The sequence below is a fragment of the Halomonas sp. SpR8 genome, assembly GCF_031010195.1.
In the GTDB taxonomy this organism is placed as follows: Bacteria; Pseudomonadota; Gammaproteobacteria; order Pseudomonadales; family Halomonadaceae; genus Vreelandella.
Genome location: NZ_JAUAMC010000001.1, coordinates 573,266 through 590,244, shown reverse-complemented (window position 1 = coordinate 590,244; position 16,979 = coordinate 573,266). Strand labels below are relative to the sequence as shown.

The window sequence follows — 16,979 nt, the reverse complement described above, 5'->3', positions numbered from 1 at the left end:
AAGCGCTTGTCTCAAAAGAACGTGTCTCAAAGTGCGGGTATTAAAGAGCCGACTTTAAAGAACTTTGGCTTCGTTTTTCAGTTTGTCGATCAGCTCGTCGACCGAGGCGACTTTAACGCCACCCTTGCGCTCGGCTGGGGACTCGACCTTCATCAGGCTGACCTTGGAGGCCACCTCAATGCCATAGTCGGCGGGAGTTTTGACATCCAGCGGCTTTTTCTTGGCCTTCATGATATCGGGGAGCTTGGCGTAGCGCGGCTCATTCAAACGCAGGTCGGTGGTCACAATCGCCGGCAGTGTTAGGGCGATGGTCTGCAGGCCGCCGTCGATTTCACGGGTGACGTTGACTTTGTCCCCGTTGACCGCAACCTCTGAAGCAAAGGTGCCCTGGGGCAAGCCGGAGAGGGCCGCCAGCATCTGGCCGGTCTGGTTGTTATCGGTGTCGATGGCCTGCTTGCCGAGAACGACCAGGCCGGGCTGCTCTTCTTCGACCACTTTAGCCAATAGTTTAGCCACGGCCAGGGATTCGGCACGCTCATCGGTTTCGATATGAATGGCGCGATCTGCGCCCAGCGCCAGCGCAGTACGCAGCTGCTCTTGGGCGGCCTTGGGGCCAACGGTGACCGCGACCACTTCGGTCGCGACGCCCTTCTCTTTCAGGCGCACCGCTTCTTCCACGGCAATTTCGCAGAACGGGTTCATGGCCATTTTGACGTTGGTAAGGTCGACGTCCGAGTGATCCGCTTTAACGCGGATTTTGACGTTGTAGTCGATGACGCGTTTAACCGCGACGAGTACTTTCATAGGTTCCTCGCTTGGCTTGTCGTAAAGCCGTTACCCTGAGACGGCACCCGCCCAGCGGATACCCCTTAATTTAAGACGTGTCGTGAAGACTGACTGGTCACTTTCCAACAGCGACCCATCTGCCTCAACACAGCTACTGCCAACAGGAATGGCGGCGCTTTTAAAATCAGTGTATTAAATTCAGCGCATTAAATTCAATCGAGCGTTTGATAGGCGCGCAATTGAAAAACCTTCTCAATTTGCCATAGTCTGCCGCAAAGCCACAATACCTAATACCTAATCAACCACTACGGCCTTAGTCGTAGCACTCAACGCTGATTAGCGAAGCATACAGCCAATAAATGCCTCTTTCACCATCGTAGGCGTGACCTGACACAGGTATTATGACTATCATGGCATATAATCAGAAGCAAACGACCGTTTTAAATTAAGGCCGATTTTTTATAAGCTAGTGCTCATTCGCTAGCACGTATAAATAATGGCACTTAAAGAGAATAAGGAGAAACCGGGTGGAAACTGTTGAACGCGATGTAATGGACTTTGATGTCGTCATTGTCGGTGCGGGCCCATCCGGGCTTTCCGCCGCATGCCGACTCATGCAGCAAGCCAACGAAGCTGAGCAAGAGCTTACCGTCTGCGTGGTTGAAAAAGGCTCGGAAGTGGGCGCACATATATTGTCCGGGGCGGTATTTGAACCCCGCGCCCTGGCAGAGCTATTCCCAGACTGGGAGGAGCGCGGCGCACCGCTCAATACGCCGGCGATTCGCGACGACGTTTTTTTGCTAAAAGACGCCGAAAAAGCACAAAAGGTGCCTAACGCTCTCGTGCCGAAAAGCATGCACAACACCGGTGGCGAACAGCAACGTTACGTTATCAGTGCAGGCAACCTGTGCCGCTGGCTGGGCGAGCAGGCCGAATCGCTAGGCGTTGAGATTTTCCCTGGTTTTGCGGCCCAAGACGTTATCGTTGAAGATGGCGCGGTGCGCGGCATTTTAATCGGCGACATGGGGGTTGCCGCCGATGGCACGCCTAAAGATGGCTATATGCCGGGTATGGAGCTGCGTGCTAAGTACACACTGTTCGCAGAAGGCGCTCGTGGACATCTTGGCAAACGCTTAATTAAAGACTTTTCGCTGGATGCAGGCCGCGACCCGCAGCATTATGGTATCGGCCTTAAAGAGCTGTGGGATGTGCCTGCCGAAAAGCACGAACCGGGCCTGGTCGTTCACGGTTCGGGCTGGCCATTGGATAGTAGCACCCACGGCGGCTGGTTCCTTTACCATGCCGAAAATCAGCAGGTCGTTGTGGGCTTGATTATGGATCTGGGCTATCAGAACCCGTGGCTCTCCCCGTTCGATGAATTCCAGCGCATGAAGCACCACCCGGTACTCAGCCAATACCTTGACGGAGGTAAACGCGTTGCTTACGGCGCCCGGGCAATTACCAAAGGCGGCTTTAATTGCCTGCCCAAAATGACGTTCCCTGGCGGCCTGCTAATTGGTTGTGATGCAGGCACCCTTAACTTTTCCAAAATCAAAGGCCTACATACCGCCATGAAATCCGGCATGGTAGCCGGAGAAAGCGTATTTGAAGCAATTAAGGGTGGCGACGAAGGTGCACAAGAACTAACCAGCTTTACTCAAAAATGGGAAACAAGCTGGGCGTATCAAGAGCTTAAAGAGAGTGCAAGTTTCGGCCCGGCGATCCACAAGTACGGCACTGTCGGCGGCGGCGCCTATAACTTTGTCGATCAATTGCTGGGTGGCAAATTGCCCAACGTCCACGACACCACCACCGACCATGGCGCTCTCAAGCCTGCGGCTGACTTTGACAAAATCAATTATCCCAAGCCGGATGGCAAACTCTCTTTCGATAAGCTCTCGTCGGTGTTTTTGTCTAACACCAATCATGAAGAGAACCAGCCGTGCCATCTGCGCTTGGAAGACCCTGAACTGCCGATTCGCGAAAACCTGCCGACTTACGCGGAACCAGCCCAGCGCTACTGCCCAGCAGGCGTCTATGAAGTAGTGCAAGATAGCGCAGGCAAGCCACGCTTTCAGATCAACTTTCAGAACTGCGTGCACTGCAAAACCTGTGATATCAAAGATCCGGCACAGAACATCAACTGGGTAGCACCGGAAGGCGGCGGCGGGCCTACTTATCCTAATATGTAATAGCCAAAGCAATACCGTTACGGCTGGCGATAGTTGGCCGCTAGGCTAGCCGTAACGTCTTCTGCACATACTATGAAAGCGTGGCGCTCTGCTGGCTTTCCAGCACTTCAATGGGCGCCCGGCGGGCAATCAGCCGTCTTCGCCCGGCTTGATCAAAGCGCACATCAATAACGGGGTCGCTGACACTTCCCTCTACTGCCGCGACTTCACCCGCGCCAAACACCGCATGCAGAAGCCGCTGCCCGGGATAAAAGATCGTCTCTCCTGTAGAACCTGTACCTGAATAGCTCGCTTTGGTCTCTTCAATCTGTGCCGGGGCAAGCACAATATCATCACGACCAAGACGCGCCAGATAGCGCTCCACTAGCCCCACTGAGGACACCTCTAGCGAAGCCGCTGGTGGGTTGTCAGCGGCCAGGCAGGAAGCAACGCGCATGCTATCCTGCCAAGCGCTTTCGACGATAAAACGGCTAGGACGGTGCACGCCGCCGTCATGAAGCACCAGCAGATGCTCTTGGGCGCGGGTAATCGCCACGTAGAAAAGCCGCCGCTCCTCCTCCAAGCGCTCGTCACTAAGCGGGTTATCGCGGCTATAGTGGGGAAAATCTTCCTCGTTGACCCCGGCCACCGCTACCAGTGGCCACTCAAGTCCTTTGGCCCCGTGCACAGTAGTGATCAGCACGCCGCCCGCCTGGTTTTCTACTGGACGCTCAAGCAGCTCAATAAACGCGTCGGGGTCTTGCACGCTTTGCGCCTGCTCGATCAACACATCGAGTAAACGCACATCCTCTTCACCTTTATCCCGTCGCGCCGCCGCACGTTTAAGAGTTTTTTCAGCATCAATACTATCGACCACATGGCGTAATAGTTTGGCAGGCGGCCAAGCATTCAATTGAGGCAACTCGCACAACAGCACCCAGCGCTTTTTCAACGTGCGCCGCTGGATCGGTTTTAACTCTGTTAGCACCGGGTCGTGGCGCTCGGGCCACTGCTGAGTAGTCGCTAGCTGCTGAGCTAGACGCTGCAGCCGCTCCCTGGCAACAAAAGGCGTTGGCTGAGCAAGCAGTAAAAGTAACTGCTGCGGGTCGCGAAGTAGCTCATGGCGGCGTGACAGTTTCAAATACCCTGCCAAGGCCTGCACCAGCGGCAAACGAAAGACAAAGCGGTCCTCGCGCTGAAGCCGAAACGGAATTCCCGCCTGTAGCAGCGCCAGTTGAAACGGCACCGAGAGCGCCCAGCTGCGCACCAGTAGGCTGGCCTCATTAAATGCTCGCCCCTGGGCCTGCCAATCCATTAACACATCAAGTAGCAGGCGGCTTCCTTGCCCTACTAAAACACGCGTCTCAGGGTTATTGTCCGCCGCTAAACAGAGCTGATCGGGACGCCGCTGATTAGCGGCAATGGCATGATTAGCGGCGAGCGCTAGGGCGTGACCGTGGCGAAAGGTAGTCGACAGCGGATAGTCGGTAGCACTGCCAAAGGTGGCGGTAAAATTTTCCAGCATGGTGTCGGGTTTAGCGCCCCGCCACTCATAAATACACTGGTTGGCATCGCCTACTGCCATGACATCGGCTCGGCTGCCTACTAGTACCGATAAAAGCCGCTGTTGAGCGGCATTGATATCCTGATACTCATCAATAATGACATGATCGAGAAACCCTTCGACGCGACCACGCAGAGCACTATCCGCTTCTAACACCCGTAGCGGCCGATAGAGCAGATCGGCATAGGTCATCACCCCTTCTGTCTCTAATAGCCGTTCTGCCTCGGCAAAGGCCGACGGAAAATAGTCGGTATCGGGGTCAAAATTGAGCCGTTCATAAAGCGACTCTGGCGTCATCATTTCGGCCTTCACTAAACCGCAGAAGTGAGCCAGGATCTCAAGTCGGTCACCTTCCAGAGCCGCATCACGGCGCTCAACCGCATCACGCAATACGTTAAGGCTTGCTTGGCGGAGCAATCGCTCTAACTGCCAATCGGCGGATAACAATCGGCGCGGTGCGAGCGCTCCCCAGCGGCATAAGCTTTGGGTTAACCGGTGGCCCAGGGAGTGAAAAGTGCGCACATCCGGTAGCGCCTGCCCGGCGGGCGCCATCGCGGCTAACCGGCGTTGAAAATCATCCTTGGCGGAACGGTTGAACATCAGCACCAGGATACGCTTTGGCGACACCCCGCTGGCCAGTAGATGCAGTACCCGGGCGGCCATGGTGGTGGTTTTACCGGCCCCTGCCACTGCCGCCACCCGGGCATGACCACCGGCGTGATTAACAACGGCTTGCTGTTCGGCGGTTAACTTCACGGCGCCTCGCCTGATGATTCTTCCTCGAGTCGACCCAGCGCATACCAGTGCCCGGCGCTCATCAGCCCAATCTCGCTGGTTCCATTGCCTAAATCACGAGTTTCGGCGGCCTCAACCAGTTGGTAATAGACATTCCGGTGCAAACGCGCAGCGAGTCCAAAACGCACCGGTAGTTGCGGCACCGCCTCCCCTTGCGGCGTTAACGTAACCGAGAGCGGATGCCCAGCATCTAAGCGAACAACGTCGTCAAACTGGGTGGTAAACCACCAGGCATTATCATGAAAGTCGGCTTCTACTGCGACCAGCGGCAGGTCTTCGACCTGAACCCGCCAGCGCTCCACCGGTGTAACTAGGCAGTAACCCTCGTCATCAAGTCGCAGCAGCGTAGCCAATAGGCGCGCCACCTTGGGACGTGCAAACGGTTGGCCTTCGTGCCACCAGCCACCGTCGGCGCGAATACTGATATTGATATCGCCTGTAAACTCGGGGTGCCACTGATCGAGTGGTGGGATAGCGCCTGCATCCTCACTGTGGGTGCCATGCTGTTGTAGCAATCGATCTATATTCATCTTGCCCACCTCGCTTGAGCGCATTCAGCCTATAAAAGCCCAGACTGTGCCAGCGCCTCTTTAACGTGTTCCGGAGCATCGGGGGCGGCTGCGCGGAACAGCTGATAAAAGTTGGCAGTCGTCTGCATGGCCACTTCATCAACGCTAATGCCCCGCTGCGTAGCAATGCACTCCGCCACTTCCACTACCCAGGCGGGCTCATTTGGCTTGCCGCGGTAAGGCACCGGCGCAAGATAGGGGCTGTCGGTCTCTATCAGCAGACGATCTAGCGGCAGTTGACCGGCCAACTCACGCAGCGAAGCGGCATTGCGAAAGGTAATGATGCCCGACAGCGAAATATAAAAACCTAGCCTTACCGCTTCACGGGCCATCGCCAAGTCTTCAGTAAAACAGTGTAATACACCGCCCACGCGTGGGTCGCTGTATTCACGTAACAGGGCGAGCGTTTCTTCTTTGGCTTCGCGGGTATGAATGATTACCGGGAGCTCCAACTCTTGCGCCGCGATTAAATGCCGCTTGAAGCGCTCATGCTGCACTTCTATCGGTACGCTATCGCGGTAGTGGTAATCCAAACCGGTTTCACCAATCGCTACTGCGCCGTACTGTTCAGCGGCGTCTTTGATATCGGCAACGCTGGGCTCGCTGTCAGTAGTATGCAGTGGGTGTAAGCCTGCGGATATCGCTACATCGCGATGAGCGCGTGAAATGGCCGCCAACTGCGGCATCTCTTCCAAGGACACCGCAACAGCAAGAAATTGGCTGACATGGGCAGCACGGGCGGCTGCCAGGGTGGCAGCAATATCGCCGCCATGGGTTAGGTCGGATAAACGGTCTAAGTGACAGTGTGAATCTACAAACATGCAGGTCTCGACAACGAGTGGGCTATAAGCGTTTTAATCATCTGATTTAGAGCGTAAACGACGGGGCTGCTTTATCTAATTGAGCGGCAAGCAGCGTTTCGATGCGGTCACGCACCGGGTAATCTTGCTGGCTGAAGTGCAGGCCAATACCTGGCATACGGCGGCCACTCACCCCCTCCGGCGATACCCACACTACCTGGCCGGTGACTGAAAGACGTTCGCTTTCGCCCGGTAGCGTGAGCAGTAAAAATACTTGCTGGCCAAGGGCATAATGGGTCTGAGTGGGCACAAAAATACCCCCATGATCCAGAAAAGGCATATACGCGGAAAGCAGCGTCGGCAGATCCGGAATGGTAAGAGAGAGCGCTTTCTGAGCTGCCATGACGACCTCACTGCAAACAAACGATAAGATAAGCCGCTATGAGCGCAGCAGGGCCGCCCAGCGCACCAACCATGCTTCAAGCACTAACTGAGGATTGGGGTTGGCCCCCACCGCCAACAAGCGCCGCTGCTCGCGGGCATAATCCAGCAGGCGAAACCAATCCTGCACCCGGCCATTTTTAACTGCCTGGCGATAGAGAGGCTCAAGGTCGGGGTTATGCAGCACCTCTGCTTCACCGGACAAGCCCAGTCGAATCAGGTCTTCCAGCCAGGCAATACCGTACCATAAGATAGCGTCAATGGCCTGGCGATCCAGACGAGCCGCCTCTGAAACAGGCTCGGCACCACGCACTAGCTGTTCAAAACTGTCGTGAATCTGGTGGCGTAATGCGCGCTCTTCCGGTACGGCCAGCTCCACTGCAAGCAGCGGCAGACCGCCGGCTACCTGCCACCAGAAGTAGGCATCGTCAGCGCTACCCAAGTGCTCGATTAGCCAGCCGCGGCAATCATCAAAGGCAACGCTTGGAAGTGACCACTGCTGGCAACGGGAGCGGATCGTCGCTAGCATCCGAGAAGGCACGTCCGAGAGCAGTATAAACAGCGTTTTCTCGCCGGGCTCTTCAAGGCTTTTGAGTAGCGCATTGGCGGCGGCAACGTTCATTGCTTCGGCGGGTGAAATCACAATCACCCGGTATCCACCCTGCTGGGCCGTTTGCGACACAAAGCGATTAACCTCGCGAATCGGGTCAATGCGAATTTGGCGCTTCCCCTCTTCCGGCGAGACTCGCAACAGATCCGGGTGATACCCAGATGCCAGCATGGCACAACTATGGCAATGGCCACAGGCCTGGTCGGCGGGCGAGGCGCATAGCGTCCGGGCAATCAACGCCTCCGCCAACTGCTGTTTACCCACGCCGTGGGCGCCGTGAATAAGCAGCGCATGGGGCATGCGCCCACTATCCGCCAAGCGGGTCAGTTGCTGCCACGTGGCTTGGTGCCACGGCATTACGCCGGTTAACGCCATGCCGCGACCCGTGTCAGCAGGGCTTGACGAATTTGCGTTTGCACCTCTTCTAGTGGGTGCTGGGCGTCGATCACCGCAAAACGCTCGGGCGCCTCTTCCGCTCGCGCCAAATAACCGTCGCGCACGGCCTGGAAAAAATCCGCCTGCTCCTGCTCAAAGCGATCGCGCTGCTCATGGCGATCACGCAGGCGCGACTCTAAGCGCTGTTTTGCCGCCTCTTTGGGCATATCAAGCAGTAGGGTTAAATCCGGTGAAAGCCCCTTTTGAACGAACTCTTCCAGCACGGCTATACGCTCTTTGGCAATGCCCCGCCCACCGCCTTGATAGGCGAAGGTGGCATCGGTAAAGCGGTCACATACCACCCAGGCGCCTCGCGCTAGGGCAGGCAGAATTTTTTCCGCTAGATGCTGAGCCCGCGCGGCAAACATTAATAGCAGTTCGGCGTCCACGTGCAGCGGCTCTTGGGGGGCAGGGTCAAGCAGCAGCGCACGAATCGCTTCACCGCGCTCGGTTCCGCCCGGTTCACGGGTACGCACCACTTCCAGGCCCTGGGCTTCCAGACATTCGGCGACAAAGTCCACATTGGTGGATTTACCCACGCCTTCGCCGCCTTCCAGCGTAATGAAGCGTCCACGCTTAGTCATCCTACTACCTTAATGTGCTGAGATTATTAACGGTTACGAATATAGCGGTTAACGGCATTATTATGCTCCCGCAACGTACGCGAAAAGTGGTGCGTGCCATCGCCACGAGAAACGAAATAGAGCGTATCGCCAGGCAAAGGGTTCACCGCCGCTTCTAACGAGGCTCGCCCCGGCATAGCAATCGGCGTGGGCGGTATTCCGTCGATCACATAGGTGTTATACGGCGTCGCCTCGCGGATATCTTCGCGGGTAATCCGACCTTCATAACGGTCGCCCATGCCATAAATAATTGTCGGGTCGGTTTGCAGGCGCATGCCTTGCTCCATGCGACGCTTAAAGACCCCAGCGATTTCCCGCCGCTCCTCAGGCGCACCGGTTTCCCGCTCGATCAAGGAGGCCATAATCAGCGCCTCGTAGGGGGAGTCAATGGTTAGATCGTCCGCGCGCTCTTCCCATACTTCTTCAAGGATGCGCTCCATCCGTTGCAAAGATTGGCGCAGAATATCCACATCGCTCATACCCAAGTGGTAGCGATAGGTATCGGGAAAGAACCAGCCTTCCGGGAAAGTGCCCTCGCGATCGAGTAGCGTCATCACCTCTGCATCGCTCAACTCTGTAGTGCGATGGTCCAGTTTCGGCGCGGCATCAAGCAACTCGCGCATTTGTCGAAAAGACCGTCCCTCCGGAATGGTCAGCGAATAGGTAACCACCTTATTACTACCTAACAGGGCCATCATTTCCAAACCGCTCATAGCCGGCAATAGCTGATACTCGCCGGCACGCAGCCGCGGCATGCGTTCCGGTTCGAGCTGCGCTAGCAAGCGAAACGCCCAGGCATCTTCCAGCACGCCCTGCTCTTCCAATTGCGCCACTACCTGATTAAACCCCGCGCCGGAAGGCACTTGGTAAAGCATTGGTTCATCAATTGAAAGCGGTGCCTCTAACCGGCTCTGCCAATAGAAATAACCGCCTGCTGCAGCTGCAGCCCCGACCACCACTAACACCAATAAAGCGGCTAATAACCGTTTCACCATGACACCTCTAGAAAATTGCTGGGCGATATCTCAACAAACACTGGCGCTTAAACAACACCCATTAACTGATGCGCCAAGCGCTGGAACGGATCAGGCTGACGCAAAGGCCAGCGCCGCAGCAGCGAGCCATCCGCTGCGAGTAGTGTCGTCACTGGCCATACGCCCTGGACAGAGTTGGCCACCCATAGCCGTTCGACATCAGCCAGTTGATGAAGCGTCAGCGTAGCTTGAGCGACGCCACCTTGTTCAAGCAGTGCAGCACGCAGCGTGCCAGCCACACCACACTGGTCAAGCGGAGGGGTTAGTATTTCCCCCGCCTGTTGCCAAAAAACATTCATGCTGGTGGCTTCTACGACAAGACCTTCACTATCGGCCAACACACCTTCGGCAATGGAGGTATCGCGCCACTCTTGGCGGGCCAATACGTTTTCCAGTCGATTTAAGTGTTTGATACCAGCCAACCGAGGCTGACGGGCAAGCCGCAAATCACAAAGTCGCACCGTCACACCCTGCTGCCAGCGCTCAACTGACGGTTGAAACGGCGCCCTACGACTGAGCAGACACGGTGCTAACTGATCGGGCTGGGCATAGCCACGCCCGCCACTGCCCCGGGTCAGTATCAGCTTAAGCACTTCGAATTCAGCACTGGGGTCGCCCTGACATGTGGCGTCAAGCGCCTCTTGGCAAAGCAACGGTATTCCCAGCCGATGACAGCCCTCGTTCAAACGCGCCATATGATAGCGCCACAGCACGGGTGCGCCATCGCGCAGCAGTACTGTTTCAAAGAGGCCGTCACCATACGCCAGCCCACGATCATCAAACGGCACAGAGTGTTGGTCAGATGACTCGGGCGGCAGCATAGTCAACTACACCTTCTTAAACAGCAGCGAGCCGTTGGTACCACCAAAACCGAAGGAGTTCGATAGCGCCATATCGATACGCATATTCCGAGCTGTATGCGGCACATAATCCAGGTTGCAGCCTTCCTGCGGATTATCCAGATTAATCGTGGGTGGGGCGATTTGATCGCGAATTGCCAGAATACTAAACACCGCCTCTACTGCACCTGCGGCACCTAACAGATGCCCAATCATCGACTTGGTCGAGCTCACTGCCACACTGTTTGAAGCACTGCCCAACACGCTCTCAATGGCACGGCTTTCCGCCAGATCGCCCGACGCGGTGGAGGTGCCATGGGCATTGATATAGTGAACGTCAGCGACATCGACTTGGGCATCTTTGATCGCATTGCGCATAGAGAGCGCTGCACCGCGCCCATCTTCGGGCGGAGAGGTCATGTGGTAGGCATCATCGCTCATACCAAAACCCACTAACTCGGCGTAAATGTTAGCGCCGCGCGCCTTGGCGTGTTCATACTCTTCAAGCACCAGCACACCGGCACCGTCGGATAATACAAAGCCGTCTCGATCAGTATCCCAGGGCCGGCTGGCCGCTTCAGGATCGTCGTTACGCGTAGAGAGTGCGCGTGCCGCGGAAAAGCCGCCTAAGCCCAGTGGCGTAGTGGCCATTTCGGCGCCACCACACACCATAACGTCCGCATCGCCATAGGCGATTGTGCGCGCGCTGTAACCAATATTGTGAGTGCCCGTTGTGCACGCGGTGGTAATCGCGATATTCGGGCCTCTAAAGCCGTGCTGAATCGCCATGTTGCCGGAAATCATATTAATGATGGAGCCCGGCACAAAGAACGGCGATATCTTGCGAGCGCCGCCTTTATTCAACGCATTGTGGTTATGCTCAATCATTGGCAAGCCACCAATGCCTGAGCCGATAGCCACACCAATACGATCCGCATTCTCTTCAGTGCACTCGACTCCCGAATCCTCAACCGCTTGAGCACCCGCCGCCATGCCGTACTGGATGAACAAATCCATTTTGCGGGCATCTTTCGGATTCAAATACTGGCCGATATCGAAATTCTTGATCGCTCCACCAAAGCGGGTGTTAAAACCACTGGTGTCAAAATGTTCAATTGACGTAATACCGCTTTTGCCAGCAACAATGTTTGCCCACGACTCATCAACACTATTACCCACAGGGGTCACCAGGCCTAACCCAGTTACCACTACCCTTTTCCGTGCCATCAGCTTTCCTCCAGGCATCCATGGTGACGCGACCCACTTGGGTCATTTGCTGCTTAAATTTGGTCAACAGTATAACGGAGATTGAACGTTATAAGCATTGTGGCAGTAAAGCAAAAAAGCCGCCCTACGAAAGGACGGCTCTTAAGGCGGGTGACTAGCACCCCACCCTGGTTCGATGCATCGACGCAGCCCTTACTGGTGGGCGTTTACGTAGTCGATGGCTTCTTGAACCGTGGTGATCTTCTCAGCTTCTTCATCAGGAATCTCAGTATCAAACTCCTCTTCCAAAGCCATGACCAGCTCAACGGTGTCGAGCGAGTCAGCACCCAAGTCTTCTGTAAAAGAAGAGCTGTTTTGGATATCTTCTTCTTTAACGTTCAGGCGCTCTGCTACAACTTTCTTAACGCGCTCTTCAATAGTACTCATTAACGTACTCCAGTCGTTCACATTAGCCGTTTTTGATAACCAGCTATTTGGAAACCGCAAGCCAAAAGCTGCGGGGTAGTTTATAGACGCCCTTAGACAGACGCAACCGCCAAGCCTAAGGCCATCAACGCATATTCATGCCGCCGTTCACGTGAAGCGTCTCGCCAGTGATATAACCGGCTGCATCACTGGTCAAAAAGCCCACCGCTGCGGCGATCTCTTCCGGCGCCCCTAAACGCGCCAACGGAATTTGCTTCAGCAACATATCGTGCTGTGCTTCAGGCAGCGCTTCAGTCATATCGGTAGCGATAAAGCCCGGTGCCACCGAGTTGACCGTAATCGCACGCGAAGAGACCTCACGCGCCAGAGCGCGGCTAAAACCTTCCATACCTGCTTTTGCAGCCGCATAGTTAGTCTGGCCCAGGTTGCCCATGGTTGCCACTACAGAGCTGATCGACACAATACGCCCAAAGCGGGCCTTAGTCATACCCCGTAAACACGACTTGCTTACACGATAGACAGATTTCAAGTTGGTATCCATAACAGAATCCCACTCGTCCTCTTTCATGCGCATCAGCAAATTGTCGCGCGTAATGCCAGCGTTGTTAACCAAAATTGTCGGCGCACCAAAGCGCTCAGTAATGGTTTTCAATACCTCATCGATGCTGGTCTGGTCAGTGACATTGAGGCATAAACCGGCCCCTTCAATGCCACAGGCCTTAAGATCAGCGTCAATTTTCTCAGCACCTGACTCGCTGGTCGCTGTGCCAATTACAATACGGCCTTGACGACCTAACTCGCGTGCAATTGCTTGGCCGATTCCACGACTAGCGCCTGTCACCAGGGCAACTCTACGTTCTTGGGTCATAACGTTCTGCCTTTAAGCATGTACTTAAGCAAGGATAGTGAAACAAGACAACCACTGTTCACGCCTTGCCAGTCAACGTTTCGCGCGCTAATTCAAGCGCAGCATCCAGACTATCGGGGTCATTCACCGCCAGCCCTTTGCTACCCTTCACGATACGCTTATTGAGGCCAGTCAACACTTTTCCTGGCCCGCACTCAATGAATACCTCAACACCTTTACCAGCCATGGCTTCAACACAGGCGCTCCAGCGCACCGGCTGATACAGCTGTTCGATTAGGCGTGTACGTAGCATGACGGTATCGGCATGAGCCTTAGCATCGACGTTTTGAATTACCGTGTAGCGTGGCGTTCGCAGTTTAATGGCTTGCATTGCCTCGGCCAAGCGCTCAGCCGCTGGACGCATCAGGGAGCAGTGAGAAGGCACGGAAACAGGAAGCGCCATGGCGCGCTTAGCACCCGCCTCCTGGCAGGCAATCATTGCCCGCTCAACGGCCGCTTTTTCGCCGGCAATAACTACCTGTCCTGGAGAGTTGTAGTTAACCGCAGAAACTATGTCGCCCTGGGCGGCTCCTTCACAGGCCGCCTCGACCGCATCATCCGCTAAGCCAAGAATCGCGGCCATACCACCTTCACCTGCAGGCACGGCTTGCTGCATCGCGTCACCGCGCAGACGCACCAAATTGACGCCTTCAGCAAAGCTCATGACGCCTGCACACACCATAGCGCTGTATTCGCCCAGACTATGGCCCGCCATTACAGTAGGCCGAGGCCCTTCCAACTCTTGCCATACGCGCCAAATAGCGACGCTGGCAGAGAGTAGCGCGGGTTGGGTACACGCGGTTGCATTAAGCGACTCTTCAGGGCCTTCTTGGACGACTTTCCACAAATCGTAGCCCAAAGCATCCGACGCTTCCTCAAATGTCGTTCCCACCACACTGTAGCGCTCGGCAAGCTCTCGCAGCATTCCAAGCTGCTGAGAGCCCTGCCCGGGAAAAATGAGGGCAAGGGGTTGAGACATGTCGTTCACCTTTGCTCTTGTAGGCATTTGCTCATATGAGCGATAGGCGAGATTATTGGCACATCCTGATGCCACCTATAACCCGCAAACAAAATCCAATTGCTTATTATCTACTTATGGCTGATCCGCACCATCACTTTCATATGATGGCGCTCGCCAGCGGCCTGCGATCCGCGCAGGTAAGTCATGCTCCACTTCTTGTAGAGCGCGTTGAATAGCGTAATAGAAACCATCGGCATGGGTACTGCCATGACTCTTTACGACTATCCCGCGCAGCCCTAGCAAACTGGCCCCGTTATAGCGTACGGGATCAAGCTCTTGCTTTAATCGCTTTAACACAGGTTTGGCCAGTAGGCTTGCCAAACGGCCGCTAAGGCGTGACTCAAATGCCATCTGCACCCGCTCAACCAACATACTTGTCAAACCTTCGCTTGCCTTGAGAACAGCGTTGCCTACAAAGCCGTCGCATACCACCACATCAAACTGACCTTTAAAAAGATCCCCCCCCTCCGCGTAGCCCTGATAAGCGAAAGCACTACCACTGGCGTACTCGCGCAGCAGACGATCAGCCTCACGCACGCTAGCACTGCCCTTAGTGGCCTCTGCGCCAACATTAAGCAGTGCCACACGCGGCACCGCCGTGCCATCGACACACTGCGCCATCGCTGCCCCCATCTGCGCAAAATCGACCAACCGGTGGGCAGGCGAATCCACATTGGCGCCTAAATCCAATAGATAACAGCGGCGCCCTTGCCGCGCGGGGATTGCGGTGCTGATCGCCGGGCGAGAGATCCCCTCGACCATACCCAGCTCGCGCCTGGCCAAAGCCACAAGCGCCGCCGTATTGCCCGCGCTTACACCAGCCACTGCTTCGCCCTGGGCGACACAACGCAGCATGCGCGCCATACTGGTCGCCTGGCCTCTACGCAACGCCCAGGCAGCCGTTGCCCCTGGCAACACACTATCGGGGGAATCACGCGCCACCAAACGTGACGCTGCCGCAGCCAGAGGCTGCGGCAAGCGCGAAAGCTCAGCAGTAATCTGCTGACGCGGGCCAAACAGAATCAGTTCAAGGCTGGGGTGTTCTACCACTGCCCTAGCAGAGCCTGCGATAATCGCATGAGGGCCTTGGTCACCCCCCATCACATCAATCGCTAAGCGCATACCACACTGAGCCCGTTTAGCCGCTTAATAATGCAATTGAGGCTTATACCTCAACCACTTTACGGCCACGGTAAAAACCGTCTGGTGAAACGTGGTGACGCAGGTGAGTGGTACCTGTTTCTTTGTCCTGAGACAGCGTCGGAGCGGTCAGCGCATCGTGGCTACGACGCATGCCGCGCTTGGAACGGGTTTTACGGTTCTGTTGAACTGCCATGGGTGTTTACTCCAGGGTATGTAAGTAAAGGGTGCTATTTTTTGCCTTTTAAGACATTCAGCACCGCGAAAGGATTCGTCGCTGGCGTTGTTTCTGACACCGCGCCTTCTGTTTTGCTGACCAACTGCTCCGCCGAGACATGACATTCGGCTTCGTCGTGATAGACCACCTGGGGCAGGCTGAGAATCAATTCATCCTCAACCACCGTCAGAAGATCCAGCTGTTCCTTTTCCACCAGCACCGGTTCATGACTAGCAGGCAGCTCGGCCGCTAAAGCTTCGTCAGTGACCATTCCAAGCAAAAAGTCACTGCTTACCTCTTGAGGCAGCGGCACCAGGCAGCGTCGGCAGGCAAGCGCCAACGTCGCTTGCAAGTGGCCACGAATTTCACGACGGCCTTGAGAATCGACGCCAAACTCAAGCACGACATGACAGTCGCCGGTTTGGACACCCGCTTCTTCGGCAAGACGTGGCAACTTATCAAGCGCTACCAAGCCTTCGATTCGTTCGTGGCGGGCTGCAAGCTTATAAGGCTCAACCCGGCTGGGGAGTTGTGAGGTCAACATAGGCGCGCAATGATAGGCACTCCCCCTGCTGGTGTCAAAGCTGTCGGTGCATTTCTTCATATCTTCCTCGATAATTAAAACCCGCACGGGCCTTAATAAACAGCCAACATAGGCACTTCTACCCGCTTTCGCTACACTCTACTGCTTCTATTAGCCTCCAAGCCGTCAGGAGCTTTTGTGTCCTCATTATCAACGACCGAGCCATCAAACACTCAGTCATCAACCCCCCAGCCATCGACTAGCGAGCTGGTGCTTGCTTCCAGTTCACGTTCACGACGGGAGCTGCTGAATCGCCTACAGCTCCCCTACCAGTGTCATGCGCCGGATATTGATGAAACCCCTCATCCTGGCGAAACACCTAAAGCACTGGTGCATCGGCTAGCGCTTAGTAAAGCCAACGCCGTCGTGGCCCTCTTCCCCCATCACTGTATTATTGGCTCCGACCAAGTGGCGGTGTTTGAGGGCGATATTCTTGGCAAACCGCACACAGCTGAGAAAGCATGCGCCAACCTTGCCCGCTTTTCTGGTCAACGCGTCACTTTTTTGACCGGCTTAGCGTTATTGGATACACGCCACCAGCGCCATCAGGTTCACGTGGAGTCTTTTGAAGTGGTATTTCGAACGTTAAGCGCGCAAGAGATTGAGAACTACGTCGCTAAAGAGCAACCACTGGACAGCGCGGGCAGCTTTCGCATGGAAGGCTTAGGTATTGCGCTGTTTGAAAAACTAGAGGGGCGCGACCCCAATGCGCTCATTGGACTACCGCTGATTGCGCTCTGCGACATGCTGCGCCAAGTGGGCCTGGACCCACTCGGCGCAGGCTAGCCAAG

Annotated in this window: 18 protein-coding genes; 2 read left to right on the top strand and 16 right to left on the bottom strand. The window is 55.6% G+C overall.

The genetic code is table 11. From position 1 onward, the window contains the following. Window positions 1–54 precede the first annotated feature (54 nt). Window positions 55–804, bottom strand: a complete 750-nt coding sequence (locus QT230_RS02660) for an electron transfer flavoprotein subunit beta/FixA family protein (protein WP_308319933.1) — start codon at window positions 802–804, stop codon at window positions 55–57. 509 nt (window positions 805–1,313) lie between these two features. Between QT230_RS02660 and QT230_RS02655 the strand changes: the two genes are divergently transcribed. Then, window positions 1,314–2,978: an electron transfer flavoprotein-ubiquinone oxidoreductase gene (locus QT230_RS02655; RefSeq protein WP_308319932.1), complete on the top strand. Its 1,665-nt coding sequence runs from the start codon at window positions 1,314–1,316 to the stop codon at window positions 2,976–2,978. A gap of 70 nt (window positions 2,979–3,048) precedes the next feature. Here the strand turns inward: QT230_RS02655 and QT230_RS02650 are convergent, their stop codons facing one another. The 15 genes from QT230_RS02650 to QT230_RS02580 form a co-directional block, all read right to left on the bottom strand. Next, window positions 3,049–5,277 carry an ATP-dependent helicase gene (locus tag QT230_RS02650; protein ID WP_308319931.1) on the bottom strand — a complete coding sequence of 743 codons (2,229 nt, stop codon included), beginning with the start codon at window positions 5,275–5,277 and terminating at the stop codon, window positions 3,049–3,051. Then, complete coding sequence (locus QT230_RS02645; protein ID WP_308319930.1) at window positions 5,274–5,846, bottom strand: DUF1285 domain-containing protein; 573 nt, start codon at window positions 5,844–5,846, stop codon at window positions 5,274–5,276. The genes QT230_RS02650 and QT230_RS02645 overlap by 4 nt, the downstream gene beginning before the upstream one ends. A 29-nt stretch (window positions 5,847–5,875) precedes the next feature. Then, window positions 5,876–6,706, bottom strand: a complete 831-nt coding sequence (locus QT230_RS02640; protein ID WP_308319929.1) for a TatD family hydrolase — start codon at window positions 6,704–6,706, stop codon at window positions 5,876–5,878. Between the two features lie 46 nt (window positions 6,707–6,752). Beyond that, window positions 6,753–7,088 (bottom strand): PilZ domain-containing protein, encoded by a 336-nt coding sequence (locus tag QT230_RS02635; RefSeq protein WP_308319928.1) that lies wholly within the window; start codon window positions 7,086–7,088, stop codon window positions 6,753–6,755. Window positions 7,089–7,124: 36 nt separating this feature from the next. Further along, a complete protein-coding gene (locus tag QT230_RS02630) occupies window positions 7,125–8,111 on the bottom strand; it encodes a DNA polymerase III subunit delta' (protein ID WP_308319927.1) in 987 nt (328 codons plus the stop codon). Further along, window positions 8,102–8,755: a dTMP kinase gene (gene tmk, locus QT230_RS02625; RefSeq protein WP_308319926.1), complete on the bottom strand. Its 654-nt coding sequence runs from the start codon at window positions 8,753–8,755 to the stop codon at window positions 8,102–8,104. Before tmk ends, QT230_RS02630 begins: the two co-directional genes overlap by 10 nt. A gap of 26 nt (window positions 8,756–8,781) precedes the next feature. Next, complete coding sequence (gene mltG, locus QT230_RS02620) at window positions 8,782–9,789, bottom strand: endolytic transglycosylase MltG (RefSeq protein ID WP_308319925.1); 1,008 nt, start codon at window positions 9,787–9,789, stop codon at window positions 8,782–8,784. A gap of 47 nt (window positions 9,790–9,836) precedes the next feature. Then, window positions 9,837–10,649 (bottom strand): aminodeoxychorismate lyase, encoded by an 813-nt coding sequence (gene pabC / locus QT230_RS02615; protein ID WP_308319924.1) that lies wholly within the window; start codon window positions 10,647–10,649, stop codon window positions 9,837–9,839. Between the two features lie 6 nt (window positions 10,650–10,655). Beyond that, window positions 10,656–11,894, bottom strand: coding sequence for a beta-ketoacyl-ACP synthase II (gene fabF / locus QT230_RS02610; protein WP_308319923.1), 1,239 nt, complete (start codon window positions 11,892–11,894; stop codon window positions 10,656–10,658). Between the two features lie 192 nt (window positions 11,895–12,086). Further along, the gene (gene acpP / locus QT230_RS02605) at window positions 12,087–12,320 is read right to left on the bottom strand and encodes an acyl carrier protein (protein WP_008956801.1); all 234 of its coding nucleotides are present in this window, start codon (window positions 12,318–12,320) and stop codon (window positions 12,087–12,089) included. A 124-nt stretch (window positions 12,321–12,444) separates the two neighbouring features. Further along, a complete protein-coding gene (gene fabG / locus QT230_RS02600) occupies window positions 12,445–13,188 on the bottom strand; it encodes a 3-oxoacyl-ACP reductase FabG (RefSeq protein ID WP_308319922.1) in 744 nt (247 codons plus the stop codon). Between the two features lie 58 nt (window positions 13,189–13,246). Next, window positions 13,247–14,206, bottom strand: coding sequence for an ACP S-malonyltransferase (gene fabD, locus QT230_RS02595; RefSeq protein ID WP_308319921.1), 960 nt, complete (start codon window positions 14,204–14,206; stop codon window positions 13,247–13,249). 114 nt (window positions 14,207–14,320) lie between these two features. Then, window positions 14,321–15,370: a phosphate acyltransferase PlsX gene (gene plsX, locus QT230_RS02590; protein WP_308319920.1), complete on the bottom strand. Its 1,050-nt coding sequence runs from the start codon at window positions 15,368–15,370 to the stop codon at window positions 14,321–14,323. 43 nt (window positions 15,371–15,413) lie between these two features. Next, window positions 15,414–15,584, bottom strand: a complete 171-nt coding sequence (gene rpmF, locus QT230_RS02585; protein ID WP_007114757.1) for a 50S ribosomal protein L32 — start codon at window positions 15,582–15,584, stop codon at window positions 15,414–15,416. Between the two features lie 34 nt (window positions 15,585–15,618). Then, window positions 15,619–16,149, bottom strand: a complete 531-nt coding sequence (locus QT230_RS02580) for a YceD family protein (protein WP_308319919.1) — start codon at window positions 16,147–16,149, stop codon at window positions 15,619–15,621. Window positions 16,150–16,398: 249 nt separating this feature from the next. Between QT230_RS02580 and QT230_RS02575 the strand changes: the two genes are divergently transcribed. Further along, window positions 16,399–16,974 (top strand): nucleoside triphosphate pyrophosphatase, encoded by a 576-nt coding sequence (locus QT230_RS02575; RefSeq protein WP_308320115.1) that lies wholly within the window; start codon window positions 16,399–16,401, stop codon window positions 16,972–16,974. The last annotated feature ends 5 nt before the right edge of the window (window positions 16,975–16,979 follow it).